26 protein-coding genes are annotated in these 25,133 nt (G+C 35.4%); 25 read left to right on the forward strand and 1 reads right to left on the reverse strand.

Annotation, left to right across the window (positions count from 1 at the left end; genetic code table 11):
• Nucleotides 1-65: 65 nt before the first annotated feature.
• The 21 genes from IPH11_00870 to IPH11_00970 all read left to right on the forward strand — a co-directional run bounded on the left by IPH11_00870 (nt 66) and on the right by IPH11_00970 (nt 18,412).
• Nucleotides 66-821 carry a polysaccharide deacetylase family protein gene (locus tag IPH11_00870; GenBank protein ID MBK6912287.1) on the forward strand — a complete coding sequence of 252 codons (756 nt, stop codon included), beginning with the start codon at nt 66-68 and terminating at the stop codon, nt 819-821.
• Nucleotides 818-1,438, forward strand: a complete 621-nt coding sequence (locus IPH11_00875) for a hypothetical protein (protein MBK6912288.1) — start codon at nt 818-820, stop codon at nt 1,436-1,438. Before IPH11_00870 ends, IPH11_00875 begins: the two co-directional genes overlap by 4 nt.
• A 163-nt stretch (nt 1,439-1,601) precedes the next feature.
• Complete coding sequence (locus IPH11_00880) at nt 1,602-2,708, forward strand: DUF354 domain-containing protein (protein ID MBK6912289.1); 1,107 nt, start codon at nt 1,602-1,604, stop codon at nt 2,706-2,708.
• A gap of 151 nt (nt 2,709-2,859) precedes the next feature.
• Entirely contained in the window at nt 2,860-3,276 is a 417-nt protein-coding gene (locus IPH11_00885) for a hypothetical protein (protein ID MBK6912290.1), read from the forward strand.
• Nucleotides 3,258-3,782: a hypothetical protein gene (locus IPH11_00890; protein ID MBK6912291.1), complete on the forward strand. Its 525-nt coding sequence runs from the start codon at nt 3,258-3,260 to the stop codon at nt 3,780-3,782. Before IPH11_00885 ends, IPH11_00890 begins: the two co-directional genes overlap by 19 nt.
• A gap of 420 nt (nt 3,783-4,202) precedes the next feature.
• Nucleotides 4,203-6,254, forward strand: coding sequence for a hypothetical protein (locus IPH11_00895; protein MBK6912292.1), 2,052 nt, complete (start codon nt 4,203-4,205; stop codon nt 6,252-6,254).
• 282 nt (nt 6,255-6,536) lie between these two features.
• A complete protein-coding gene (locus IPH11_00900) occupies nt 6,537-6,884 on the forward strand; it encodes a four helix bundle protein (protein MBK6912293.1) in 348 nt (115 codons plus the stop codon).
• Nucleotides 6,885-7,727: 843 nt separating this feature from the next.
• Nucleotides 7,728-9,101 (forward strand): ATP-binding protein, encoded by a 1,374-nt coding sequence (locus IPH11_00905; GenBank protein ID MBK6912294.1) that lies wholly within the window; start codon nt 7,728-7,730, stop codon nt 9,099-9,101.
• 872 nt (nt 9,102-9,973) lie between these two features.
• The gene (locus tag IPH11_00910) at nt 9,974-10,264 is read left to right on the forward strand and encodes a hypothetical protein (protein ID MBK6912295.1); all 291 of its coding nucleotides are present in this window, start codon (nt 9,974-9,976) and stop codon (nt 10,262-10,264) included.
• Nucleotides 10,227-10,370, forward strand: coding sequence for a GIY-YIG nuclease family protein (locus IPH11_00915; GenBank protein ID MBK6912296.1), 144 nt, complete (start codon nt 10,227-10,229; stop codon nt 10,368-10,370). Before IPH11_00910 ends, IPH11_00915 begins: the two co-directional genes overlap by 38 nt.
• Before the next feature lie 373 nt (nt 10,371-10,743).
• Nucleotides 10,744-10,971: a type II toxin-antitoxin system HicB family antitoxin gene (locus IPH11_00920; GenBank protein MBK6912297.1), complete on the forward strand. Its 228-nt coding sequence runs from the start codon at nt 10,744-10,746 to the stop codon at nt 10,969-10,971.
• Entirely contained in the window at nt 10,938-11,189 is a 252-nt protein-coding gene (locus IPH11_00925; GenBank protein MBK6912298.1) for a type II toxin-antitoxin system HicA family toxin, read from the forward strand. Before IPH11_00920 ends, IPH11_00925 begins: the two co-directional genes overlap by 34 nt.
• Before the next feature lie 449 nt (nt 11,190-11,638).
• On the forward strand, nt 11,639-11,788 hold the full coding sequence (locus IPH11_00930; protein ID MBK6912299.1) for a hypothetical protein: 150 nt from the start codon (nt 11,639-11,641) through the stop codon (nt 11,786-11,788).
• Between the two features lie 93 nt (nt 11,789-11,881).
• Nucleotides 11,882-12,043, forward strand: a complete 162-nt coding sequence (locus IPH11_00935; protein ID MBK6912300.1) for a hypothetical protein — start codon at nt 11,882-11,884, stop codon at nt 12,041-12,043.
• Nucleotides 12,024-12,230: a hypothetical protein gene (locus tag IPH11_00940; protein MBK6912301.1), complete on the forward strand. Its 207-nt coding sequence runs from the start codon at nt 12,024-12,026 to the stop codon at nt 12,228-12,230. Before IPH11_00935 ends, IPH11_00940 begins: the two co-directional genes overlap by 20 nt.
• A gap of 1 nt (nt 12,231) precedes the next feature.
• On the forward strand, nt 12,232-12,843 hold the full coding sequence (locus IPH11_00945; protein MBK6912302.1) for a nucleotidyltransferase domain-containing protein: 612 nt from the start codon (nt 12,232-12,234) through the stop codon (nt 12,841-12,843).
• Nucleotides 12,836-13,249 carry a hypothetical protein gene (locus IPH11_00950; protein ID MBK6912303.1) on the forward strand — a complete coding sequence of 138 codons (414 nt, stop codon included), beginning with the start codon at nt 12,836-12,838 and terminating at the stop codon, nt 13,247-13,249. Before IPH11_00945 ends, IPH11_00950 begins: the two co-directional genes overlap by 8 nt.
• Nucleotides 13,250-13,669: 420 nt before the next feature.
• A complete protein-coding gene (locus IPH11_00955; GenBank protein ID MBK6912304.1) occupies nt 13,670-14,557 on the forward strand; it encodes a sulfide/dihydroorotate dehydrogenase-like FAD/NAD-binding protein in 888 nt (295 codons plus the stop codon).
• Between the two features lie 222 nt (nt 14,558-14,779).
• Nucleotides 14,780-16,192 (forward strand): NADPH-dependent glutamate synthase, encoded by a 1,413-nt coding sequence (gene gltA / locus IPH11_00960; GenBank protein ID MBK6912305.1) that lies wholly within the window; start codon nt 14,780-14,782, stop codon nt 16,190-16,192.
• Nucleotides 16,193-16,242: 50 nt separating this feature from the next.
• On the forward strand, nt 16,243-16,488 hold the full coding sequence (locus tag IPH11_00965) for a hypothetical protein (protein ID MBK6912306.1): 246 nt from the start codon (nt 16,243-16,245) through the stop codon (nt 16,486-16,488).
• 4 nt (nt 16,489-16,492) lie between these two features.
• The gene (locus tag IPH11_00970) at nt 16,493-18,412 is read left to right on the forward strand and encodes a sugar transferase (GenBank protein ID MBK6912307.1); all 1,920 of its coding nucleotides are present in this window, start codon (nt 16,493-16,495) and stop codon (nt 18,410-18,412) included.
• Between the two features lie 200 nt (nt 18,413-18,612).
• Here IPH11_00970 and IPH11_00975 read toward each other — a convergent pair whose 3' ends face one another.
• Nucleotides 18,613-19,782: an O-antigen ligase family protein gene (locus IPH11_00975; protein MBK6912308.1), complete on the reverse strand. Its 1,170-nt coding sequence runs from the start codon at nt 19,780-19,782 to the stop codon at nt 18,613-18,615.
• 230 nt (nt 19,783-20,012) lie between these two features.
• Between IPH11_00975 and IPH11_00980 the strand changes: the two genes are divergently transcribed.
• The 4 genes from IPH11_00980 to wecB all read left to right on the forward strand — a co-directional run bounded on the left by IPH11_00980 (nt 20,013) and on the right by wecB (nt 24,697).
• Entirely contained in the window at nt 20,013-20,438 is a 426-nt protein-coding gene (locus IPH11_00980) for a hypothetical protein (protein MBK6912309.1), read from the forward strand.
• Nucleotides 20,407-21,666, forward strand: coding sequence for a hypothetical protein (locus tag IPH11_00985; GenBank protein ID MBK6912310.1), 1,260 nt, complete (start codon nt 20,407-20,409; stop codon nt 21,664-21,666). The genes IPH11_00980 and IPH11_00985 overlap by 32 nt, the downstream gene beginning before the upstream one ends.
• Before the next feature lie 101 nt (nt 21,667-21,767).
• Nucleotides 21,768-23,444, forward strand: coding sequence for an OmpA family protein (locus tag IPH11_00990; GenBank protein MBK6912311.1), 1,677 nt, complete (start codon nt 21,768-21,770; stop codon nt 23,442-23,444).
• Between the two features lie 137 nt (nt 23,445-23,581).
• Entirely contained in the window at nt 23,582-24,697 is a 1,116-nt protein-coding gene (gene wecB / locus IPH11_00995) for a UDP-N-acetylglucosamine 2-epimerase (non-hydrolyzing) (protein ID MBK6912312.1), read from the forward strand.
• Nucleotides 24,698-25,133 lie beyond the last annotated feature (436 nt).

The following is a 25,133-nucleotide window of genomic DNA, read 5'->3' on the forward strand; positions in this document are numbered from 1 at the left end:
ATGCCTATCCTTTTAGATATTTATAAAAAGTTAAATATAAAACAACTTTTTTTTTTACCGGTTACATGGCAGAAAAATTTCCAGAGGTTGTAAGAATGGTGTTACCATACGGTCACGAAGTTGCTTCACATGGGTATTCTCACAAAGTTGCTGAAGCTTTTGATGTGTTACCTTTAAATAAACAGATCGAGCATTTAAAAAAATCCAAACAATTACTCGAAGATATTTCCGGTCAGGAAGTAATTTCATTTCGAGCGCCTGCATTAAGAGTAAATCAACATACCCCAATTGCACTGGAAGAAACAGGTTTTAAGATTGATTCCTCTGTTGCTTCACAGAGGTTTGACATGTTTTTATCTTTTGGGGGATTAAATAAATTAAAATGGTTGACTGCACCCAGGCTGCCTTATAGAACTGCAAAAGATAATCTTTTTAAAAAAGGAAATAGTTCAATTATCGAAGTACCTCTATCTGCATTATTACTGCCTTTTACAAGCACTACTATGCGAATATTTCAAACATTGACTTTCATACAAAAAAGGATAATTAATATTGAATCAATGTTGAACGAAAAACCAATGGTATTCGATATTCACCCAAACGAATTCATTGATGAATCAAGCGATGTTAGGGTAATCAAGAGAAGGGCTTCAAATACAATCTCTTATTTTTTAAAAGATGTACTAAGAGGAAGATTGAAAATTAAAAACCTTGGTAATAGTTGTGTCCCGATTTATGAAAATTTAATCATTTATTTTCAATCTCATAATTTTAACTCATTACCGCTCAAAGAATACTGTCAAACCAAAGGTTACCTATGAGAATTTTTATTGTAACAATGGATGACCCTCTTTATACAATTCCCTTCTTTAAGGAAATAATAGATGCGCGTAAAAATGATATTGTTGGTTTAGCAGTTGCATCGGGCGATAGAATGAAGATTAATAAACATAGATCTAAGTTTACTTACCTGATCAGTTTATTATTAATAATGGGACCCTTTTTCTTCCTCTCTAATTCTCTTATTACTATTTCATTCAAAATTAGAAAGTTTCTTTCAAATAAAATCCCTTTTATTAAAACACCCTCAATCATAGGATATGCTAAACAAAAAGGGATTAAAACCTTTGTGATAAAATCACCAAATGATAAAATATTCTTAAATGAGCTTAGGGGCTTGTCACCTGATGTGATAATTAATCAGTCACAGCATATTCTAAAATCTGATTTTTTAAGTATCCCAAAAATAGGTGTACTTAATCGTCATAATGCATTGTTACCTAAAAACAGAGGAAGGCTAACTCCTTTTTGGGTATTATACAATGATGAAAAAGAAACCGGTGTATCAATTCATTTTGTAAATGCGGGAATTGATTCTGGTGATATTATAGTTCAAAAGAAATTTGAAATTGTACGGGAGATACATTTAAAAGCATAGTAAATAAAAATTATAAAATTGCGGGTAAAGCGATGATAGAAGCACTTAATTTAATCGAATCCGGTAATTTCAAAAGAATGAACAATTCGGATGAAGAAGCCACATATAATTCCACCCCATCCTTTAAGCATGCTTTTACATATAGAATCCATAGAATATTTAGATGAAAAAAATCTGTTTTCACCTGGCTCATCCTGCCCATTATCATTTATTTAAGAATATTATAAAAGCTTTGCAAGTAGATAATAATGTCTTGATTACCTATAACGATAAAGATGTATTAAAATACTTATTAGAAAACGATCGTGAATATAATTTTAAATTTGTGAAAATAGATTCACTGAGAAAATCAAACTCAATCTTATCCCTAAGTTCTGAATTTGTTCAGAAAGAATTTGGCTTGTACAAAGTTCTTAAAAAAGAAAGACCGGATTTAATAGTTGGCACTTCAATCATTATTGCTCACATCGGCAAATTGCTTGGGATAAAATCCATCATAGTGAATGAAGATGATTTTGATGTAGTATATAATTCTGTGAGGATCGGTTACCCATTCGCTAATAATATATTATCCCCTGCTTGCTGTAGAACTTTACATTTTGAGAGTAAATCTATTACTTATAGTGGTTATCATGAGTTGGCGTATTTAACGCCTGAGTTTTTTCAACCGAATCTGAATAATATTATCGAATTAACTTCGAACAACGTTAGTAAATATTTTATAATTAGATTCTCTGCATTGGCAGCGCATCACGATGTAGGAAAAAGTGGAATTAGTTCCGAAATTGCTGAAAAAATAATTTCGTTGCTTAGTCAATATGGAAGGGTTTACATTTCCTCGGAAAAAGATCTTCCAAAGCGGTTCGCAAAATATAGGATTTCAATAGATCCACTTAAAATTCATGATGCATTAAATTTTTCTTTCTTATACATTGGCGATAGCCAAACAATGGCAGCAGAAGCTGCGGTGCTTGGTGTACCTTCAATCAGGTTTAATGATTTTGTTGGAAAGCTAAGCTATCTTGAAGAATTAGAACACAAATACGGACTTACTTACGGAATAAAAACTTCAGAACCTGAAAAATTATTTCAAAAAATAGATGAACTTCTCTCTATGCCCAATCTAAAGGAAGAGTGGCAGAAACGCAGAATGAAAATGCTCGCTGATAAAATTGATGTAACTGCTTTTATGGTTTGGTTTATAGAAAATTATCCGGAGAGTGTGAAAGTGATGAAAGAAAACCCAGAGTATCAGGAAAGGTTTAAATAAGATAAAAGTCCCGCAATAATGTATGAAGCAGCAGAGGTGGCGGGAGGGGAGGACATAAAGGAAAAAGGTTAATTCAAGATAAAAGATTAAAAGCCTGCCCTGAGTCTATCGAAGGGGAAAAAGATAAAAATGCAGATAAAAAATCAGAAAGATGAATCAGAAGTTTAGATTAGAAATACTTGTAATAATTATTCTTTATGCAACTTTTGGTGTTGTTTCATTAGTTACGTTAAATGCACATATAGATGAGAGAGAATCTCATTTACCCACTGTACAGAGCTTTTTGGATAATGATTTAATAACGGCAATTAATGGGGCTGGTTACAAATCGGCAAGTACACCCCTGCCCTATCTAATTGTATCGGAACCGTTAAAGATATTAAATATTACCCCAACACTTTTTGCCGCACGATTATTTAACATACTGGTATCGTTAATTGCATTATTTATTTTTATACGGCTTTGCGATGAAAAGAAAAACAGACTCATCTTCCCTGCCCTGATTTTATTTTTCTATCCATATTTTCTTAAGCCCTCTTTGCATTTTTTATGTCCATTTACGGATTGATGTTCTTTTTGCTTTTCATTTATTTGATTCAAAAAAAAGGCAATGGAAGAGTTTTCTTTGCAGGACTAAGTCTTGCGGCGGCTGTATTATGTCAGCAGTTCTATTTAATTGTATTTGTGTTTTATGCGGGTTATTTAATGTACAAAGAGTTTAAGTTGAAAGTAAGTTTAGAATCTTTATTAAATGTGTCCTATTTTTTGCTGCCATTCATATTACCTGTGAATGGTTTAAGCGGTCTAACCGGTGTGTTAGTAACATTAGGTGCAGTATTGCTGCCGTATATGGCTTTTAATATTAAAGAAATAAAAGTGGTTGTTTTAATAATCTTATTAGTTGTCAGTGTTTTCCTTGCGGTGTTTGCTTTTCCGGTTTGGGTCAGTCAGCCAACTGAAGGCGGAATAACAGGGATAACTTTTAATTTTTTATCAAAGGTTAATGATTTTAGCAGTGTTTTATACCTTATCCTAAAAACATCTTTTGTTTTTCAGGTATGGCATCGTTTATAATTTTCTTTAAAAAGATAATTGATGACAAATCAAAACTGCTGTATCTATTGTACACTGCTCTGGCAATTGGGTTTTCATTAAACAGGCTTCCATCGGAAAGGCATATGCTTCCGCTTATTGTAACGGCGTTTTTGATTGTCTTTAATCAGGAAAGTAAAGCATCTGTATTAAAACCCTGGCTAGCGTATCAGGTAATTATAGGCGGGGTGTATTTTTATTATATAATGTATTCGTATTGACTGAGGATAAATGATCCCAAAGGGACAGACAATTATAAATTAAAAATTATCAATTAAAATTATCAATTAAAAATTATCAATTATAAATTAAAAAATTATCCCATAGGGGCAGGCTGATTTGAACGGATTTAGTATTAGTGAAAATTAGGCATTTCGCGGCGTAGAATAGAAGTTGATTTAGATGTATAAAAAATATCAATCCCGGAAATACAGAATTATATTAGCAGTTTTGTTAATCATTTTGGCAGGGGTGGTCTATACAATTTATGGTGTATTTATTAAGGATGATACACCTGCAACATTTTTACCCTTTTTAGAATTAGAAAGAAATCAATTAAATCAGCCGCTTAAAAAAATTACCTGTGCCGATTACTCAATAGGTCTAACTAAGGAGGGCGGATTATTCTTAAAGTACAATAAAGAAAATAATGCTTCAGAATTCTTTTACTATATTAATTACAAGGACAGGAAAGGTAAACATTCTGAAGAAATTTTATCTAAGTTTATAGTTACCTATTCAGACAGCAGCACGTTAGTAATAAAATGTGCGGGGGAAATCCAGAAGACTGTTTTAACAATAAAATGGATCGCGGAAAGTAAAACCTTGAAAATTATATCAGAGACATTATTTAATAGTGAAATAAAGCTAAATAGATCGGCGTTGATATTATTACCCTCCCGTCGGATAAACAGTTTCACTAAGAAAAATGGATTGATCGAAAACAAATTTGATGCTGATGAATACTGGATAGGTAAGCGCGGATTAATCGAGTGTGGTGAAGGATCCGGGAAATATATTTTAGACGGCGGTTCGTTATCTTCGATGCAGGTTGAAGTTGAAAGAAATGAGATATGGCTTAATTCAGATTATTATATGGATCATCCAGGTATTCATATAATAAAAAATGGCAGTGGTAAATGGACGGATGTATCGCCAAATAAATATAGAAAGGGAGAATCAGTTATCTCAGAATTTTCTATTTTATTTGGAAATGAGTTAGACACATATCCTAAGCTGATGACAAACCCCTCAGGGTATTTATCAGCATTAATATTTACTGAACATGCAGACAATACGATATTAGAGACCAACAAAGCCGTTTATTTTGGAAGCGCTCAAATAAATAATCCGAAAGCTGCAATCGGCGGGTTTATTAAATATAAAATACCTGTAACCAAGAGCGTATTTTTTTCTAATGTTGATAAGTTAAACAACCTCGACTTTAATTCCGGTATAAAAGATTTACAATTAGCTGTAATTGATAACCCCGGTTATATTGAATTCCTAAAACTGATTTACGGGTACGGCAGGTGTGAAATTGCTTTTCATACTATTGATCCATCCAATGACAGAATAGGGCTTGTGGATTCAGCATTTTCATTTCTTAAAAATAATTTTAATGTTACAACATGGATAGATCATGGAATGTCTGATGGATTTAGTAATCGTGAATCATTTTCAGCGGATGGATTAGACAGCAATTCCGAAAATTACATGAGCGATTACTGGGATAAATATGGTGTGAAATATTTTTGGAATTCTTCATTTGAAAAAGAAAGCGACTGCGGATCGCTGAAGTCTAAATTTATGAGCGGACACATAATAGATTTTTTACACTGCTATCTTGATCGCATAATAGGAAATAATGATTTATTAAGAAGTGAAGACGGCGAGCATATACCTGCACCGGTGTATTGGCAGAATAATACTATTAATCCGAAATTTTATTCATGGGGAACACTCAGAAGTTCAGGTCATTATCCCGGCTGGATCTGGAACTATGTTTATAGAGAGAAAAAACTGAATGAGCTCGTAAATGACAGAGGAGTAAATATTGTACATTTTTATCCCGCATTTGTGGGAAATAAACTAGGTTATAATAATGGAATAATAGAAAAAAACGGGACTTCCTACATCATTAACGAAGATTTCGATAAAATGTTAGCAAGGTTAGCTAAGTACCGGGACAGGCATAAAATAAACATTACCACGATTCGTGATTTTATGGATTACCAAATTGCAAAGGAGAAAATAAAAGTAATTCCTGTTTCGAAGAATAAGTACAGTATCCATAATCAAAATGAATATGAGATTAAAGGTATTTCATTCTCGGTAGGGGCAGGGAGTAAAATCCGGGTTAATAAGAAATATGATTCGAAGCGTGTCGGGGAGGAAATAATTTTTTGGTTTGATATGAGTGGAGGGGAGGAGGTTGAAGTGGAGATAGAGTAGGTCAACAGCCCTCAGGAAACAAGGCTCAGGTTCAGGTTCAGGTTCAGGTTCAAGGTCAGGTTCAAGGTCAAGGTCAGGTTCAAGGTCAATTATTAATGTACAATGTTCACGTTACGTCTGCAGCGGTGGACGAATGCTCCCCTGCCCTGGGTGAAGGAGTTGGTTTTGCAGAATGTTAAGAATGTGGGGAAGCGATTTTTAATCAAGACAAAAGTCCCGCAATAATATAGAAAGCGAGGGAAGCGGGATGTTAGTAGAACTTCCAATTAAAGTTGGAGAAATATGAAAAAAGATGATTTAAATGATAGACTTTTTAGTTTTGCTGTCCTGGGGGGTGGAATAAGACAGCAAGAGAATATTGCGGATTGTATAATTATTTTCATTAAAAGCAAGCGAAATAAAAGCAATTCTATTCAACCCCCTGAAGTATTAAAGTTTTTACCAAAGCTTTCTAAAACACCAGAATTTGGCGTAATAAGATACCAACTCTCGAAATCCGCAACATCTAGCGGTGCTAATTATGAAGAGGCTCAAGCCGGTTCATCAAAAGCTGATTTTAATAATAAAGTTAGAATTTCTCTTAGAGAGATGCGTGAGTCTAATTACTTGCCCGGTGTAATATTAAGCTAATAGTCAATGGCCAAGCAAGTGTACTCTTTCTAGTTTTTCATTCACCAGTATAGAGTTTTATTACACAGGGTGCAGCTTAGAATAATTAAAGCAACTATGGATGCAGTTAAGTGTGGGCAAGAGCTCTCTATTTTAATAGATGAATCGGAACAATTAAAAAAGATTCTGGGAGCTATTGTAACTAAAACAAATAAATCATCTTAACTTTTTACTTTTTACTTTGTACTTTTTTCTTTGTACTTTTTGGCTCTGCATCCCTTTGGGAATCTTTAATCTTGCGCTAAAAGAATGTGGTTAAAAAGGTAATTGTGAGACGGCAAAGGTGAGACGAGAAACGTGAGATGTTTCTGCTGCTAACTACTTCAATAGCACGCGGATTAAGCGGATTCGACTGATATTCGCACAGATCAGTTTAAATCAGCCTGCCCCTATGGGGTTTCATCATTTAAATCAGTGTACCATTGTTTTAGAACTATCGAGATAGCACCTCTAATGACAAGGGTGGGAAGTAAAATGTCAAAGGTGAGACGGGAAACGGGAGACGGTAGAAGTGAAACGTGATACTTCGATGGCAATGCCACTCAGTATGACAAAACAGGGTGACATACAGATCCTTCGCAAAGCTTCCCAGAGGGGACAGGCAGGGTGACACAACGCTTAGCAGTAAGCCTCTCCCCTGTGCGTTTTGATAAGCGGCAGGCTAATTGTTTGATTACAGCAAAATTTGCTCGATATAATACCCTTACTTTGATACAAATAATCATCACGTTATAGTTGACTTTATTACAATATTATTCTATTATTACTCCATAAATAGAACAATACATAAAAAATTGACAAAAAATGAAATTTAATAGAACGGCATTAAAATTTTTAAGCGAATGGAAATTAAAATCTGATCGTAAACCATTAGTAATAAGAGGAGCGAGACAGGTAGGTAAAACTACACTTGTAGAAATGTTTGCAAAGAATTTTAAGCAATTTATATCGTTAAACTTAGAATTAGCTGAGGATAGATCAATTTTTGAAAATAAAAAAAATTTTGAAGAAGTAATTGATGCATTATACTTCTTAAAAAATGCGAATAAATCTGAAAAAGACACCTTACTTTTTATAGATGAAATACAAAACTCACCCCAGACAATAAAGTATCTTAGATACTTTTATGAAAATCAAAAAGATATTGCAGTAATAACAGCGGGGTCGTTATTGGAGACAATAATAGACAAAGAATTAAGCTATCCGGTAGGAAGAGTAGAATTTTTTGCTTTAAGACCATTTTCATTTCGTGAATATTTAACGGCTATGGGAGAAGAGCAAGCAATAAAGGCAATAGATACAATTCCGTTTCCTGCTTATGCAGCAGATAAACTGATCACATTGTTTAGAAAGTATGCGCTGATTGGCGGTATGCCGGAGGTATTAAAAAATTTTGCAGAAGATGGTGATCTGGTAAAAGTTAAAGACATAATAAAAAACCTTGTGCTTTCTTATAAAACTGATGTAGAAAAATATGCAAGGAATGATACAGTTAATAAAATAATAAGGCACATAATTGATAAGGCGTTTTACTTTGCCGGCGAGAGAATAAAATTTAACAGGTTCGGTAATTCAGATTACAGATCGCGAGAGGTAGGTGAATGTTTCAGGATACTTGAAAAAACTATGTTACTGAAAATGGTCTATCCAGCGACAAGTACAATGCTGCCCATAATTCCAAATATTAATCGAACACCCAAATTATTATTGCTTGATACCGGGCTTGTAAATTTTATAAGCGGAATTGAAAAAGAAATATACCAGGCAAAGGAATTAAGTGATTTATATAAAGGCAGGATTGCGGAGCATATTGTTGGACAGGAATTGATGACAAAAGAAATTTATCCTGATAGTAATCTTGTTTTCTGGGTCCGTGATAAAAAACAGGCGGATGCAGAATTAGATTACCTTTTTGTACATAAAGGGAATGTTATACCTTTAGAAGTGAAATCAGGCGCAGCTGGTAAGTTAAAATCTTTACAACAGTTTATTAATTTAAACGAATCCGGCGAGGGTATAAAAATCGGGGTAAGGATTTATTCCGGTAATTTGAGTATTCAGAAGGAACGCACATCTGAAGGTAAAGAGTATTTCTTATTAAACCTCCCTTTCTATTTATTGGATAAATTGACCGATTATATTGATCAGATTAACGGTGTTGATAATAAAATTATTTAAGAAATTTAATGCGTGATTTTACAATAAAAAAATATGGTTTACTTTTAGAAAGACTTTTGGTAAAAGGTTATACTTTTATACCATTTCGTGATTACCAAGCTGATAAATTTTCATTGTTAAATGTTTAATCTTCAATGGATGAGAAGTCAGAGGGCAGAGCTTCCCGATGGATCGGGATTTCCACTACGTTACAACAGAGCGGCAAGCGCGAAGGGCAAACAGCGGAACGCAGGGACCCTTCGACTATCCCGATGAATCCGGGCAAACTGCTTCTCAAAGGGTGACAGGACGCTGAGCGCTAAGCCCCATTCGCTAAGCATCTTAAGACACGATGTAGATTTATTGCCAGAGTATGCATTAACACTGACAAAACTTGAAAATAAATTAGGAATATTCGGTACGTATTTTTTTAGAATTGTCCAGGAAAGTTTTGAAGAAAAGATAATAAGAGAGATTGTAGAGATAGGCACGAGATAGGGTATCATTATGAGGAGTTAGATTTAGTAAGAAAAAAGATTCCCGAAGGGATGGCGAGCTAAAAAGTATCCCAAGGGGATGGCTGTCCATAAAGTTCACCCCGTGAAATACTCTCTGTAAGATTGCGGTAAAATAATTTGATTAATAATTCAGGCTTTTGCATTTATTGATTTAATTATTTCACGGGGGAACAAAGATAAAAGTTTGATAAAAGATAAAAGATTAAAAGCCTGCCCTGAGTCTATCGAAGGGGAAAAAGATTAATTCAAGATAAAAGATTCCCATGGGGATGGCAAGCCATAAAGTTTAGTACAGGATAAAAGTCCCGCAATAATATATCAAGCAGCTGAGGTGGCGGGATGTCGTTTACACTTCCAATAAAAGTTGGAGGAAGTATGAAAAAAGATGATTTAAATGATAGACTTTTTAGTTTTGCTGTCCTGGGGGGTGGAATAAGCCTGCAAGAAAATATTGCGAATTCTGTAATTATTTTCATTAAAAGCAAGCGAAATAAAAACGATTCTATTCAACCCCCTGAATTGTTAAAATTATTACCGCAGTTACCCAAAACACCAGAGTTCAATATTATTCGATATCAGTTGGCAAAAGCTCAACATCTTCAGGTGCTAATTATTCACCCCGTCAAATATGAAAACAAACTATATTACGTATGTTTTAAAAAGTAAGTTAGATAGTAATTTCTATGTCGGGTATACAACAAACTTAAAGCAAAGATTAGACGAACATAACAGCGGCAGCACTGCTGTCCGAAATAATTTTAATATCAGTTAAAATAAATTAAAATTAAATTGTATTGAGAAGGAATTGTATATAAATAAAAACAATCCCTATTCCCCATAAGGCAAGTTGATTATACAGAAGAGCAAACCGTTAAAACGGTTGGCAGTTAAATATTTTTTAAGTTCTCAACGGGATTTGGCTTGCCATCCCCTTGTGAAATTCCGTTGAGAATGTAAATCAAATTGTGATTAACCGTTTCAACGGTTCCATAGTTCAATTAGTAAACCAGGGTATTTAGAATTAGGCAAAATCATTCAATATTTTTTCAAAATAATTATTTTGGACAGATATGGAATTACTATTGTTATTTCGATATTAGAACAAAAATGCTTAATTTTATTATCATTTTAAGGAGTAAATAAAAATGAAATTTAAAGTTATTATGACTTATGATAAGGAGTATGAGGGTTATGTAGTTGATGTTCCGGAACTTACCGGTTGCATGAGCCAGGGTAAAACATTAGACGAAGCTTTGAATAATATTAGGGATGCAATAAAAGGCTGGTTGGAAGTGGAAAAGGAGCATGGTAGATTTAATACCGAAAGTCGGGATGAGGAATGCGAAATATTTTTGGGAGAGGTGTTGGTTTAGTGGGCATTTTCTCTAATTTTTCAGGTAAAGAAGTCGTTAAAATATTCGAAAGATTTGGATATGTTTTAAATCATCAATCCGGCAGTCATATGATATTATATCATAATTCAAAACCTACGTTATCAATACCAAATCATAAAGAATTAGCTCCAGGATTGTTGAGGGGACTTATCAGGAAAAGTGGAATTACTGTTGAAGAATTTTTAGATGCAAAATGAATTGCAGTACAATTCCATTGATTTATTGTGACTTACATTTTGTAATTCTTTTCATTGCTGATAAGCAGTTCTAGGTTGTGCAGATAAAAAGACCTTTAATAAATTTATAAACCATCTAAAAACTATATTTTTACTAAATAGAACAGCATAGCGGCAGGTTCTGATAAACACAGATTTCCGCTGATCATTTATTGGTTTTTAAAGTCAACTATAAATTATTCCTCACTAACCCTTATCACCCCGGCCTTTACTTTGAAAGAGTACACTCAACCCACCCTGTTTTCTCAATTAGCATTACAAAGCATTATCGAGCTATCGGTTTATTAAATAACAATGATATCGTTTGGTTATGGATCGGGTCATATTCAGATTATGATAATAGGGTATGTCAATTGAGAAATAAATAGAATCATTATTTATATGCTGAATTTGATAAGAGGGTAAAGAAATTGTTAATTCAAGATAAAAGATTAAAAGCCTGCCCTGAGTCTATCGAAGGGGAAAAAGATAAAAGTTTTGGTGAAGACAAAAGTCCCGCAATAATATATGAAGCAGCAGAGGCGGCGGGATGGCAGGACATAAAGGAAAAGATTAATTAAGATAAAAGATTAAAAGGCCCGGCTTGAGGGAAAAAAAAATTTTGGTGATGACAAAAGTCCCGCAATAATGTATGAAGCAGCAGAGGTGGCGGGATGGCAGTAGAACTTCCAATAAAAGTAAAAAGTCAAAATAGAACACAGATCCTTCGACAAGCTCAGGATGACAATTTAACAATGCAGCAATTAAACGATGATACTTCGATGGCAATGCCACTCAGGGTGACAGTTCCCTTCGATGGCAATGCAGCGATTTAGCAATTCAACAATCCAACCATTCAACAATGCTGCTTCGCACTTTGGCTCCGCTCAGCCTGACAAAACAAATAAATATCCTTTATGTTCTATTCGTCCTTTCTATTTGAATAATCCTAAAGATGTATTATTTTTCGATTACAATTGTAGTCATTTGACTATAATAGTAGTCAGACAGAAAGTAGTTTAATATGGTAACAAATAAGATATTAGAATTTGTTTTTAGTGCACCAAGCCACATTACTGTACTGCGGGTGTTAAATGAAAGGAATATTGGAATCTCCGGCAGAGAAGTATCCAGGTTAACAGGATTATCAGTAAGGGCTGTACAGGTATCATTAACCAACCTTAGTAAAACCGGCATAGTTAAAATAGCAGAGGGGAAACGGGAACACTTATTTACAATAGACAGAGAAAAATACCTTGTTAAAGAGCTGGTTGAAAAAATATTTAATGCTGAAAACGACTATAGCATGCAGATTCTAAAACTGATAAGAACAAAATTGAAACCTTACACAGTTAGTCTTATCCAATTTGGAAGTACAGCCAGAGGTAATGAAACACCGGCGAGTGATTTTGATTTATGTATTGTTTATGCCGGCAAATTAAAAGTAATTGAGGAAATAGTTTCCAAACTGCGCTCAGAGTTATATATTTTATTTAATATAACTTTAGCGCCTATTTATGTTTCGGCTGCAAAGTTCAGACAGCTTGGCAAGCAAGAGAGACCGCCCGTCAATAGTATTATTAAAGAAGGGAAAATAATTGCAGGAAAATTGATCAAGGAATTATTGAATGGTTAAACGGGTATCATCCAAAGTTTATGACTCAGTCAAATATAAAAATTTTATTAAAGTTGCTGATAATTTTAAAGAGGCTGCAGATTTAGCATTTGAATTTGAATACTTTAATGCTGCGGGAGTTTTGTATATACATTCTGCCATTGCATACTCAGATGCGATAACAATCAAATTATCAGGTAAAAAAAGCAGCGGCGAAAATCATTATCAAGTGATACAATTACTTGAGGATATTATACCTAAAGTCAGGGTTGATAATAAAGCGTTTAATAATCTAAAGACACTTATTGATCACAAAAATCTTATTTCTTATACAGGGGATGTTTATCAGAAAAAGGACTTAGAAAAGATTCGAAAATCATTTCACAGATACAGGGAGTGGGTAGTATTTCTACTAAGAGACTTCTAAAAAATTCAATTCGTTATTCCCGTGTAAACAGGCATCTATTGATTATGAGAAGATTCCTGCTGATGTTTATCCCGATGCAATCGGGGCGGGAATGACATTCAAATCTAAGTCTATTTTTCAGAAGTCCCTTTTTGATAATTTGTGCTTCTATAGGTAATTTTTTCCTGCAATAACAGCAAACTCCATTTTTTATAATTGATAGTTTTAGTGCTTATGATTTTTTTCATAATTTAGCATTATAGATTTATACTATTTTATAAAAATTATTTTTAGAAAGATCTGAAGAACAAGGGGAAAATTGAAATACGTGATCTGCTTCTCAAAATACTATTCCATTATACTGCCGCTCCCCTGCTTAAAAAACTTCACCTATCCGAAACAGTTTCTACTTAAAAAATTAAAATTAAATCAAGAAACAAAATGAATAAAATTATAAACGCAGAATTTATAGCACCAAACGTAAAGCGATTTACAATAGAAGCACCAAAGATTTCATTAAAGCGAAAAGCCGGGCAGTTTGTTATAATAAGACTTAAAGACGGCGGCGAAAGAATCCCGCTTACAATAGCAGATTCAAATAAGGAGGATGGTACAATCACGCTTATTGTACAGGGAATAGGAAAGACAACAAAAGAATTGAATGCACTTAACAGCGGTGATTTTATACTGGATGTAGTTGGTCCGCTCGGGAAGCCTTCACACATAGAAAATTTTGGAACTGCTGTAAGCATAGGCGGAGGGGTGGGAACTGCGATTGCCTATCCGACCGCCGCAGCGTTAAAAGAAGCAGGCAATTATACCATTGCAATAGTCGGAGGCAGAAGCAAAGAATTTGTTATTCTTGAAGACGAATTAAGTAAAATATGCGACGAAGTTTATCCGACAACAGACGACGGGAGTTACGGCTTTCATGGATTTGTTACTCAAAAGCTAAAGGCTTTGATAGACTCCGGAAGAAAAATTGATTTCGTACTGGCAATCGGTCCAATCCCTATGATGAAGGCAGTGGCAGAAACCACCCGCCCTTACGGTATTAAAACTGTGGTAAGCCTGAATCCAATTATGGTTGATGGAACAGGTATGTGCGGCGGATGCAGGGCTGTGGTGGACAATAAGACAGTTTTTGTTTGTGTTGACGGTCCTGAGTTTGATGCACACTTAGTTGATTTTGCTACGCTTGAAAGAAGGAACCGGACTTACAAAAATGATGAGCAGATATCAATGCACAATTTTGAATGCCATAATGAAAGAGCATTTAAACAAGGGTTGGGGGAAATGAAGATTGGAGAAACCAGTAGAGACTTCTGAAAAATTATTTACTGGTTGCCGGTCATTCCTGCGGAAGCAGGAATCTAAAACAAAACAAATGGATTCCCGTTTGCACGGGAATGACAAGCTGAATTTTTCAGAAGTCTCAAATAAATAATATTCAGAATAGTTCTACGGAGAACACATTGTTCAAACAAAGTGCCGCAGGTATAAAATGTTAATAATTAAATTTTAGATTGAATTAAAGAAACACATATTACTATGAACGAACTAAGCAAAAAAGATAGAATGAAGATTCCGCGTCAGCAGATGCCTGAACAGGACAGTAAAAAACGAGTATCAAATTTCAAAGAAGTTAATCTGGGTTTTACAGAGGAACTTGCAAGATTAGAAGCACAGAGATGTTTGCAATGCCCCAAACCTGTCTGCATTGATGGCTGCCCGGTGGGTGTAAAGATTAATGAATTTATTAAACTTGTATCGGATGGAGATTACCTTGGTGCGGCAGCAAAGATTAAAGAGGATAATATGCTGCCTGCTGTTTGCGGCAGGGTATGTCCACAGGAAGAACAATGCGAGGCACAATGTGTTGTTGGTAAAAAAGGTGAGCCTATTGGAATTGGCAGGCTCGAGAGGTTTGCTGCAGATTATGAGAGAGAACACGCGGGATTAAGAACTGCTGCCCTTACACCGAAAAGCGGTAAGAAGGCGGCGGTAATTGGCAGTGGTCCGGCAGGGCTTAGCTGTGCAGGTGATTTAATTCAGATGGGTCACGATGTAACAGTATTCGAAGCGCTGCACGAACCCGGCGGAGTTTTAATTTATGGAATACCGGAATTCAGGCTGCCGAAAGAAATTGTAAAAGCCGAAATAGAAGCATTGAAAAACATGGGTGTGGAATTTAAAACAAATGCAGTTATTGGCTTCACCGATACGATAGATGAATTGATGCAGAATGGATATGATGCTGTATTCATTGCTGTTGGTGCAGGGCTGCCCTACTTTATGAATATTGAAGGTGAAAATCTGAATGGAGTTTATTCAGCAAATGAATTTCTTACACGGGTAAATTTGATGAAGGCGTATAAATTTCCGGAGTATGATACTCCTGTTTTTAATGTCAAGGAGAAAAATGTCGCAGTGTTCGGCGGGGGGAATACGGCAATGGATGCGGTAAGGACTTCAAAAAGGCTGGGGGCAAAAAGTGCTTACATAATTTACCGCAGATCTGATGTTGAGATGCCCGCACGAAAGGAAGAAATTCATCACGCAAAAGGAGAAGGCATAGAATTTATTTATCTTTCAAATCCTGTTAGGTTCATTGGTGATGAAAATGGCTGGCTTAAAGGGGTAGAGCTAATGAAAATGGAACTTGGAGAGCCTGATGCTTCGGGGAGGAGGAGACCTGTACCGTTAATAAATTCAGAATATACTCTCGATATTGATATGGCTGTTATTGCAATTGGTAATGGTTCCAACCCAACCATTCAAAAAACTACTCCGGACATTCTATTCAATAATCGCGGAACTATTTCCGTGAATGAAGATACGATGACAACTTCTAAAAAAGGTGTGTTCGCAGGCGGAGATATAGTTACAGGCGGAGCAACTGTAATTCTTGCAATGGGTGCTGGACGAAAAGCAGCTAAAGCCATTAATGAATATTTATCCTGAGGTGGAGGCGTTAAGGCTGCCGGATCAGGATTTAAACGATTAAATATTTTATGATTGAAGCCGAACAGGGATTGGGAGAATCAGTATCAGAGGCATACTATCATTTCAGTTTGATAAATGATCTTGAACTAATCAGTGAACCGGCTGCCAAAATGAATTGCAGGTATTTTATATCCTTTCTTTTTTTTATTAAATTAAGGAAGGAAAAATATTTACTAATAAATTTCGGGCTGAAAGATTATAAACGAACAAGAAATAGAGTTAAAGAAAGAGCTTCCACTGAGCGTATCCATTAAATGGATGTCGGTCAGTTTTTTTATTTATATTGCTGCATTCCTGTTAATTCATTACATCAGAACCAGAGTCTTCCTATTAGATAATAACGCAGCAATAGTACTGGCAGTGTATTTAATCTCCTGGGCAGCAGGCGGATTAGCAGCAGGTTCATTCAGAAACAGGGCTTCACGAAGTTTATACTCCCGCCTTAATAAAATATGGATTTCATTCATCATCGCTTTCGGGTTAAGCTCTATAATACTTACTTTCTTCACTCAGATAAGCACTTCACGGGTGACTCTTGCGGCGGCTTTTATGGCAGCCCTCTCCATAGAAGTTGTGATAGAGTTTATCCATTCATTAGATAAACAGATTGAGTTTAAGCCGAAGAAGAAAAAAATAAATACAAATTTTATTATTCTCGATTTTTCAATTCTGACAATTGTACTGGCAATCTTTAATTTTTACAAGTTCGGGATAGAGAATCTAACCGAGAATAATTTACTAATGACACTGGCGATTTATCTTGGCTGGTTTGTTTCTTCATTTACATCACACCAATTCAGACTGGTTGAGGAACGTAATGTGTGGTCATGCATTAGCGTACAGGTGAAAAATTTTATTTTAATAATCGCTGCTGTATCAGCTATAGTATTTCTGTTAAGGTTTTCGGATGAATACAGAGTGCTGTATTTATGGTCGGTGTTTTTTTATTCACTGCTCTCGCTGGTATTAACGCTATACTTATTTGCAGATAAAATGAATCCAAAAGTTGACAGTGTGATAAACCGTTTTCTTACTGCGTTTGAAATGAAAGAGATTGAGCAGCCTAAACAAATTCACTCGAATGGAAAATATTCTCTTAACCCACAATCCATATCAGATGATAAATTGATACAGAGATTACAAAATAATTACCTGCGGGGCTATGATTCTGTTTTTTCGTTTATTGATAAAAAATTAGACCTCACAACTTTTGATCTCAGGAACAGTATTGTAATAAGGTCGGCAGATATGTTTAATATTCTATCCTTGCCGGATCAGAACCTTGAACTTTTTATCAACCTGCGGGAAATAAATGATTTTAGATTGATTAATTCTTATTTCGCCGGGCTAAACAAAAGACTCGTTGACGGCGGAATTTATATCGGCTCGGTGGAGCCAGTACGGAACAGATACCTGAGATTTATCAAGAAATACCCCTTCCTTACGGCGCACTTGTTTTATTTTTTTGATTTTATCTGGTACAGGGTTATTCCCAAAATTCCAATTATAAGGAAAATACTTTTTGCTTTTACAAAAGGAAGGAACAGAGCATTATCATTGACTGAAGCTTTCGGGCGATTGTACTATTGCGGATTTGAAATTGTCGGGCTAAAAGAAATTGACAACTTAATTTATTTCGCAGTAAAAAAATTTAGGGAACCGATTTCAGAAAAGAACCCATCCTACAGTTTAATCTTTAAAACCAGGCGGCAGGGAAAAGACGGCAGGGAGATTTTTGTTTATAAGATAAGAACTATGCATCCCTATTCTGAATACCTGCAGGAGTTTATTTACGAAATTAATAATCTTGAGATCGGAGGTAAGTTCAAAGATGATTTTCGAATTACAAAGTTAGGATCGCTTTTACGCAAGGTATGGGTAGATGAACTTCCGATGTTATATAATCTGATCAGAGGTGATATCAAACTTTTTGGAGTGCGCCCTATCAGCCGGCACTATTTAAGTCTCTATTCACCCGAACATCAGACACGCCGATTAAAATATAAACCGGGCTTGATACCCCCATTTTATTCGGATATGCCGGAAACTATAGACGCTATTGAAAGATCTGAGAGCAAGTATTTTGATATGTATGATCAATCACCAATCAAGACTGATATTATTTATTTCTTCAGAGCATTTAAGAATATAGTTTTTAAAGCAAAACACAGCAAATAACTGATGCGAACTTTGGGCATCCTGGTGATGGGGAAGAATTAACCACGAAGTATCGCGAAGGATTCCACGAAGTAACACAAAGAGAAAAAATTCTTCGTGCACCTTTTGGCAATGCCATCCTTTTGGGAGTGATGAACTTTGAGCATCCTGGTGTCGGGAAAATGAATACCTAACTATTTGTCATTCTTGAGGTGATGGCATCAGTAATCTTTATTTTTATAAATAGCAATAAAAGCTATTCCCACCCATAATGTTGTTTGACTTGGTATATCTTTAGAAAACTGTGCAAGCCAGAGAGAAAAGAATATCAACGCAAATAATTTATAAGAAACGGTGTAAGATTTTTTTAAAATAAATAATATTAAAAGTACGACAAGCAGCAAGCCGCCCATACCTAATTCAACAAATGCCTCAAGAAAAATATTATGCGGATATGAGATTATCCACCCTATCTTATTATCATTATACACACTTTTGTATCCGCCAAAACCAACACCTATTATTGGTGATTCCGCAATGCGATCCAATGCTAAATCATAGCCCTCTATTCTTGATTGAATAGCTTCATCCTCAGAACTTTTTAGCTGAAAGGTTTCGACCAGATTATTTACTCTTGTTTTAATATTCCCCTGCCAATTGGATGCGATAAAAAAGAGCAGTACACCCGCAAACAGGATTGAAATTATGAGCAGCACTTTTTGATAGTTTAATTGTTTTGAAAATATCCCCGCAGTTATCAGCATGAATGATGAAACGACAACTCCACTTATTGCAGATCTCAGCCCGGTAACAATTAAGCCAAATGCTATAAAAAGTGTGATGAAATAGAAGAGTAATTTACCCTTGCCTTTGCTGTAGTCAATTGTGAAAATCAGTGAAGTGAGAAAGGCTAATCCTAGAAACCTGCCGAAGAAAACATGACTCCAGTGGAAAGTCATCAAATCATAAACCTGATCATAATAGAACGGATTAACTATCAGGATAGTTCCAACTGAAATAACTGCACCCGCCAAAACGATTATGCTTATAAATTTTAATTGTAATTGAATCGGATCGGTGAGGAAATAGATCAAAATAAGTGAAGGGAAAACAGTACTTAAAATCAAATTAAATATTTTAAGCATTCCGAATTGCGGATTAGCTGAATAAAATAAAGTCAATGCCGGAAGTGCAATTAAGCAGGAAATAATCAGTAGTACTTTGCTTAAATCAAATTGTTTAATCCTGAACCAAAATTTTACTTCAGAGTGTCTTTCTTTAATCGCAATTAAGAAAAAAATAAAAATGATTGCAGAAGATTTAATCACAAAAGATGAGACAGTATAATTAGAAATCGTTCCTAACATCAGAAAGGAAAGAAAAGAAATCATTAATACTGAGTGTAAGAATGAAGATTTTATTTTTAATAAGTAATTTTGAAAATTCATAATGTGATTAGCATTTACTTAGCCAAATTTAAGTAATTTAATTATACAAATTTTTTAGAGAATCATGAAGACATTGCGGCACGTGCAATTCTTTTGGCGATGGAATCCTATTTCCGCTGAATTGATTAATACTGCAATGTCGGAAGAGGTCTCTATTTAATTACTCAGCTAAAATGATTAACAATTTAACACAAAGATTTATGACACATACTGAATCAAGAATAACCGTCTTTTTAATAATCATATTTTTTATTTCAGCCAATATTATTTCTTTGGGGCAGGTAGTTTACACTCCCCTGGAAAATAGTGTGTATGATTTTATCGGGAGACTTTCCATTAAAAAAATAATCTCGATTGATGATGAAGTAAAACCATTTCACAGAAAATATATTGCAGAAAAACTATCCCTGCTGGATCACAAAAGAGAATATCTGAATGAGCTTGAGGAAAAAGAGCTTGATTGGTACATGGCTGAGTATGGTAATGAATTAAACTTAACAGATGATGAAACCAGGTGGTTTTTATTTAATCATTCCGATAGTCTGTTTTCTTTTTCGGTATCGCCGATTGCAGGATACGGGCTCTCAGCTATCGGGTAGTAATAGTGGTCATTCGCGCTGGTGGGGTGCCTCGGTTTATTCTTCCTATCAGAGCTGGTTCGGTGCATCATTAAGTTTGAGAGATAAAGGAGAATACGGCGATAATGTTGATGTTCAGAAGGAATTCACACCAATACGCGGAGCATGGTATAAAGCTGCTCCCAATGGCATAGAGTATTCGGATGTAATCGGAAGTATTTCATTAAACTGGGATTGGGGTACTGTATCATTGATTAAAGATTACTTTCAATGGGGGCATGGCAAATTCGGGCAGCTTATTTTATCGGATAAAGCACCCTCATTTCCGAGAATAGACTTTTCCATAAAACCCGTTGATTGGCTGAGATTTAGCTACATACATGGGTGGTTAAACTCTTTAGTATTAGATTCTTCCCGGTTTTATTACACGTATCCTTTAAGTGAATTCCCACGGCTGAGGCAAAACTACATCAATAAATATATCGCCGCTAATATGCTGACTATTTCGCCGAATGATTGGATGGATATTTCACTCGGGAATTCAATTGTTTACAGCGGCGACTTGCGCCCGGAGTTTTTCATTCCATTTATGTTTTTTAAATTTCTGGATCACAATACAGGACGCGGAGATATTGAAGACGGCAACGGGCAAATGTATTTTGATTTTTCGGTGAAGTATCCCGAAAGTTATCATTTTTATTCAACTGTTTTTATTGATGTGACAGAGATAAGAAATATACTCGACGGTGAATTTTATAATACATGGTTTGGCTTTAGTCTTGGCGGCGAAAAGGTTGATTTATTAATACCTAATCTTGATATATTATTTGAATGGACTCATATAAGCCCCTGGGTATATGAACATAAAGATGAGACAACAAACTATAAACATTTGAATTATTATTTGGGTCACTGGCTTGGTCAAAACTCAGATCAGTTAAGACTGCAGCTTAATTATAAAATTATACGCGGTCTAAGTGTCAGCGCATTTGCTGAAAGAGTTCGCAAAGGAGGACTGCTTGATATCTATTATGCTTATGAGGCGCCATTAAATCTGGAGTTTCTTTATTCTCCTCTTAGAAAGGATATAAATGTTGGCTTTACTGCCTCTTACGAATATTTACATGATTTAATTTTTAAGCTTGATTACCATCATTCTCAAGTTAGTGATGATCAAACTGGAAGGACACCTTCCTATTTAATTGGAGAAAAGGAAAATTTTTTTTTACAAATTTATTATGGGCTTTAGGTTTTTCTCAAATATATTTTATAAATTACAGTAGTTGAATTAATCTAACCTTTATCTATAAGGTTTTTATAGTGTCATATAAAAAAATATTAGAGGGTGTTATGAGAAACTTTATTGTTTCAGTTTTTGTAATAATGTTTGTAAGTACTGGTTTTGCACAGTACAGTTTAAAATACCATCCATTCTCCGGTAGTGTAGGAGTAACGGGTGAACTTGGCGGAACGCTTGCTTTGACGGATTTCAACAACAATAAAATTGATTTCCTTGGCAGGGCAAATGTTGAATACTTTTTCCCCACTACAAATATGGGAATATTCGGTTTACGAATATATGGCGGAGGCGGGTATATTGCGGGCAAGGGTGGTGCAACGGGTAATTATCCATTAATTACTGAGTTCCGTACAGATTTACTATTTGTCGGAGCCGGTCTTTCCTATAATCTTCAGGCTGATGAATCTATTTATCCTTATGTTTTCGCAGGTATTTCATATCTTTATTTTAATCCGAAAGATCAGAATGGAGATAACATGCCTTTTAACAGCGTAAATAAGTACAGCCGAAATGAAAAACTGATCGTCGGGGAATCAGGTGTGCGATTCAAAATCTCGGATGAAGCATCTATTAATTTTGCACTGGGATTAAACTACGCAGGCAATGACAATTTAGACGATCTTGATAATTCACTAACTAATGGAACAGATGATGATGTTTTCTTTACCGGGTTACTTGGATTTACTTTATTCATCGGCGGTACGCAAGATTCTGATGCCGATGGAATAGAAGATGAGCATGATTTATGTCCTCACACACCGGAGGGAATTCAGGTTGATCAGTTTGGATGCCCTGTTGATGTTGATAAGGATGGTGTTCCGGATTATATGGATTTATGTCAAGGCTCACCTCTAAATGTCCCTGTGGATGAAAATGGCTGCCCGTTAGATACTGACAGTGACGGTATTCCTGACTACTTAGATTTATGCAGAGACACTCCGCTGAAAGTTAAGGTTGATAAACGCGGCTGTCCGATTGACACTGATGGCGACGGGGTACCTGACTATAAAGATAAATGTGCAAATACCGCTGCCGGTGTCGAAGTGGATAAAAACGGATGTGAACTTGTCGCTCAAATCAGCGAGATACCAACTTTGCCGACAAAAATAATTCTGTCCGGCGCAACTAATTTTGAATCGGGGCAATCTCATTTACCTCTTGCTTCGATACAAGAATTAGAAAAGTTGATCCCGGTTATGAACGAATTCCCGGACAGCAGATGGCGAATTGAAGGATATACTGATAATACAGGCTCATATAAAAACAATAAAAAGTTATCTTTGAATAGAGCCAATGAGATAAAAAATTATTTCGTAAATGCAGGCATTTCGGAATCAAGATTTGAGACTTTTGGCTTCGGCTCAGACTATCCAATAGCCGATAACAGTACTGAGTCCGGACGCGCAATGAACCGCAGAGTCACCATTGAGATGATAGGCAGCGATGATATTGAAAATTCTAAAATAAATGAAGACCACACATATAATAGTGCAGCCGAAAAAAATGTCGGCGAGATGATTTTTACTGATGGTTATCTCTACTGTTATCAAGTATCATCATGGCGGACAAGAGCAAAAGCTGAAGCAGAAAAAAATAGACTGATTGGCGAGGGTTTAAAAGCTTTCATTACAGAAGCAAGGCTGCCTGAATTAGAAGGTATCTGGTATCGTGTACGAGTAGGATTTTTTAGATCTTATGAAGAAGCGCTGCTATCCAGAAAAAAATAAAAGTTATATTTAATTTTAGAAGGCGTCCAATTAGGACGCCTTTTTTATTTTATTTCGTCTGAAAGTTTATTGTTCAGGAAATTTCATTAGGCAATCTTTAGTATTTTTGTACTGAAGAAAATCAAAGGGAATCTAAATTGAAAAAAATCATCTCTGTTGTTGGTGCCCGTCCTAATTTTATGAAAGTTGCACCTCTCCATCGCGCATTTGAAAAATATAACAAACAACAATCTGTCTCCTCATTAATGATTGATCATAGGATTTGTCATACAGGTCAGCATTATGATGAAAAAATGTCAAAGATATTTTTTGAAGAACTTGAACTTCCGCAGCCCGATTTTTATCTTGGAATTGGAAGCGGCAGTCATGCTGAACAAACTGGAAAAATAATGATTGAGTTTGAAAAAATTCTTATTCAGCAGCAGCCTGCTTTAGTGATAGTAGTTGGTGATGTGAATTCAACGATTGCGTGCAGCTTAACTGCTTCGAAGTTAAATATACCGGTTGCCCATGTTGAAGCAGGATTAAGAAGTTTTGACAGACAAATGCCTGAAGAAATTAACAGACTGTTAACGGACTCGATAGCAGACTTTCTTTTTGTATCCGAACCTTCAGGGTTGAGTAACCTGAAAAATGAGGGGGTGTCAGATGAAAAGGTTTTCTTTGTCGGTAATGTTATGATAGACAGCTTGCTTCATCATCTTACAAAAGCGGAAGAATCTCAGATATTAAAGAAATTAAATCTTCTTCCTAATGAATACATACTTGTTACGATGCACAGACCGAGTAATGTTGATTCTGATGAACAGCTTTCCCTGCTGGTAAGAATGTTGAATTCCCTTTCGGAAAAACGCGATATTGTTTTCCCCATCCATCCACGCACAATGAAAAATCTCGAGAAGAATCAGCTTGACAGCAAATTGAATGAAAAAATAATTCTCACTGATCCAATCGGTTATATTGATTTTTTATGGCTCACACGAAATGCTGAGGTGGTGTTAACTGACAGCGGCGGAATTCAGGAAGAAAGCACATTCCTCGGTATTCAGTGCGTAACTGTTCGGAGCTCAACTGAAAGACCGGTAACCATTGAAGTTGGTACAAATCATTTAGTAGGCGATGACTTTGATGAAGCTGAAAAGGTTGTGATGGATATTATTCACGGCAGAAAGAAAAAGGGTAATATTCCAGAATTGTGGGACGGAAAAACATCCGATCGGATAGTTGAAATTATTGCTAAAAATATTTTTTAGTAACCTGCTTCTATACTTTTTATTACTAACTGATGTTACGCACTTTGTGATTTCTTAGTGTTTTTGTGACTTGGCGGCAAAAGAAAAAGCATCTGCCACAAAGGCTCGAAGTCACCAAGTTTCACTAAGGAGAATTCGTGAAAATTCAATTTATGCATAACATAAGTTACTAATTCAAATTTCGTTAATAAAAAAAGCCCGGTGATGGGGGGACACCGGGCTCGACTTGTAATTTCAAAAAGAATAATCCTTTTGAAAAGGTCAGAGGAAACTTAAAATGTTTTCGAAATAAAAGCAATAGTGTGATTAACTTAATTTTAGAGGTAAGGTAATTGAGGTTTTAGAATATTTAATTCTTCCAAAATGAATTTGTTTTTAACATTGGACAGTTTTATCGAATCATTTAGGTCTTTCAATCCCCTGTCTATTCAACTTA

The organism is Ignavibacteriales bacterium, from assembly GCA_016709155.1.
In the GTDB taxonomy this organism is placed as follows: Bacteria; Bacteroidota; Ignavibacteria; order Ignavibacteriales; family Ignavibacteriaceae; genus JADJEI01.

What these genes read in the sequence shown, in the direction of transcription:
- IPH11_00870 (MBK6912287.1), top strand. Translation starts at nt 66, where the DNA reads ATGGCAGAAAAATTTCCAGAGGTTGTAAGAATGGTGTTACCATACGGT.
- IPH11_00875 (MBK6912288.1), top strand. Translation starts at nt 818, where the DNA reads ATGAGAATTTTTATTGTAACAATGGATGACCCTCTTTATACAATTCCC.
- IPH11_00880 (MBK6912289.1), top strand. Translation starts at nt 1,602, where the DNA reads ATGAAAAAAATCTGTTTTCACCTGGCTCATCCTGCCCATTATCATTTA.
- IPH11_00885 (MBK6912290.1), top strand. Translation starts at nt 2,860, where the DNA reads ATGAATCAGAAGTTTAGATTAGAAATACTTGTAATAATTATTCTTTAT.
- IPH11_00890 (MBK6912291.1), top strand. Translation starts at nt 3,258, where the DNA reads ATGTCCATTTACGGATTGATGTTCTTTTTGCTTTTCATTTATTTGATT.
- IPH11_00895 (MBK6912292.1), top strand. Translation starts at nt 4,203, where the DNA reads ATGTATAAAAAATATCAATCCCGGAAATACAGAATTATATTAGCAGTT.
- IPH11_00900 (MBK6912293.1), top strand. Translation starts at nt 6,537, where the DNA reads ATGAAAAAAGATGATTTAAATGATAGACTTTTTAGTTTTGCTGTCCTG.
- IPH11_00905 (MBK6912294.1), top strand. Translation starts at nt 7,728, where the DNA reads ATGAAATTTAATAGAACGGCATTAAAATTTTTAAGCGAATGGAAATTA.
- IPH11_00910 (MBK6912295.1), top strand. Translation starts at nt 9,974, where the DNA reads ATGAAAAAAGATGATTTAAATGATAGACTTTTTAGTTTTGCTGTCCTG.
- IPH11_00915 (MBK6912296.1), top strand. Translation starts at nt 10,227, where the DNA reads ATGAAAACAAACTATATTACGTATGTTTTAAAAAGTAAGTTAGATAGT.
- IPH11_00920 (MBK6912297.1), top strand. Translation starts at nt 10,744, where the DNA reads ATGAAATTTAAAGTTATTATGACTTATGATAAGGAGTATGAGGGTTAT.
- IPH11_00925 (MBK6912298.1), top strand. Translation starts at nt 10,938, where the DNA reads ATGCGAAATATTTTTGGGAGAGGTGTTGGTTTAGTGGGCATTTTCTCT.
- IPH11_00935 (MBK6912300.1), top strand. Translation starts at nt 11,882, where the DNA reads ATGGCAGTAGAACTTCCAATAAAAGTAAAAAGTCAAAATAGAACACAG.
- IPH11_00940 (MBK6912301.1), top strand. Translation starts at nt 12,024, where the DNA reads ATGGCAATGCAGCGATTTAGCAATTCAACAATCCAACCATTCAACAAT.
- IPH11_00945 (MBK6912302.1), top strand. Translation starts at nt 12,232, where the DNA reads ATGGTAACAAATAAGATATTAGAATTTGTTTTTAGTGCACCAAGCCAC.
- IPH11_00950 (MBK6912303.1), top strand. Translation starts at nt 12,836, where the DNA reads ATGGTTAAACGGGTATCATCCAAAGTTTATGACTCAGTCAAATATAAA.
- IPH11_00955 (MBK6912304.1), top strand. Translation starts at nt 13,670, where the DNA reads ATGAATAAAATTATAAACGCAGAATTTATAGCACCAAACGTAAAGCGA.
- gltA (MBK6912305.1), top strand. Translation starts at nt 14,780, where the DNA reads ATGAACGAACTAAGCAAAAAAGATAGAATGAAGATTCCGCGTCAGCAG.
- IPH11_00965 (MBK6912306.1), top strand. Translation starts at nt 16,243, where the DNA reads ATGATTGAAGCCGAACAGGGATTGGGAGAATCAGTATCAGAGGCATAC.
- IPH11_00970 (MBK6912307.1), top strand. Translation starts at nt 16,493, where the DNA reads ATGTCGGTCAGTTTTTTTATTTATATTGCTGCATTCCTGTTAATTCAT.
- IPH11_00975 (MBK6912308.1), bottom strand. Translation starts at nt 19,782, where the DNA reads ATGATTTCTTTTCTTTCCTTTCTGATGTTAGGAACGATTTCTAATTAT.
- IPH11_00980 (MBK6912309.1), top strand. Translation starts at nt 20,013, where the DNA reads ATGATTAACAATTTAACACAAAGATTTATGACACATACTGAATCAAGA.
- IPH11_00990 (MBK6912311.1), top strand. Translation starts at nt 21,768, where the DNA reads ATGAGAAACTTTATTGTTTCAGTTTTTGTAATAATGTTTGTAAGTACT.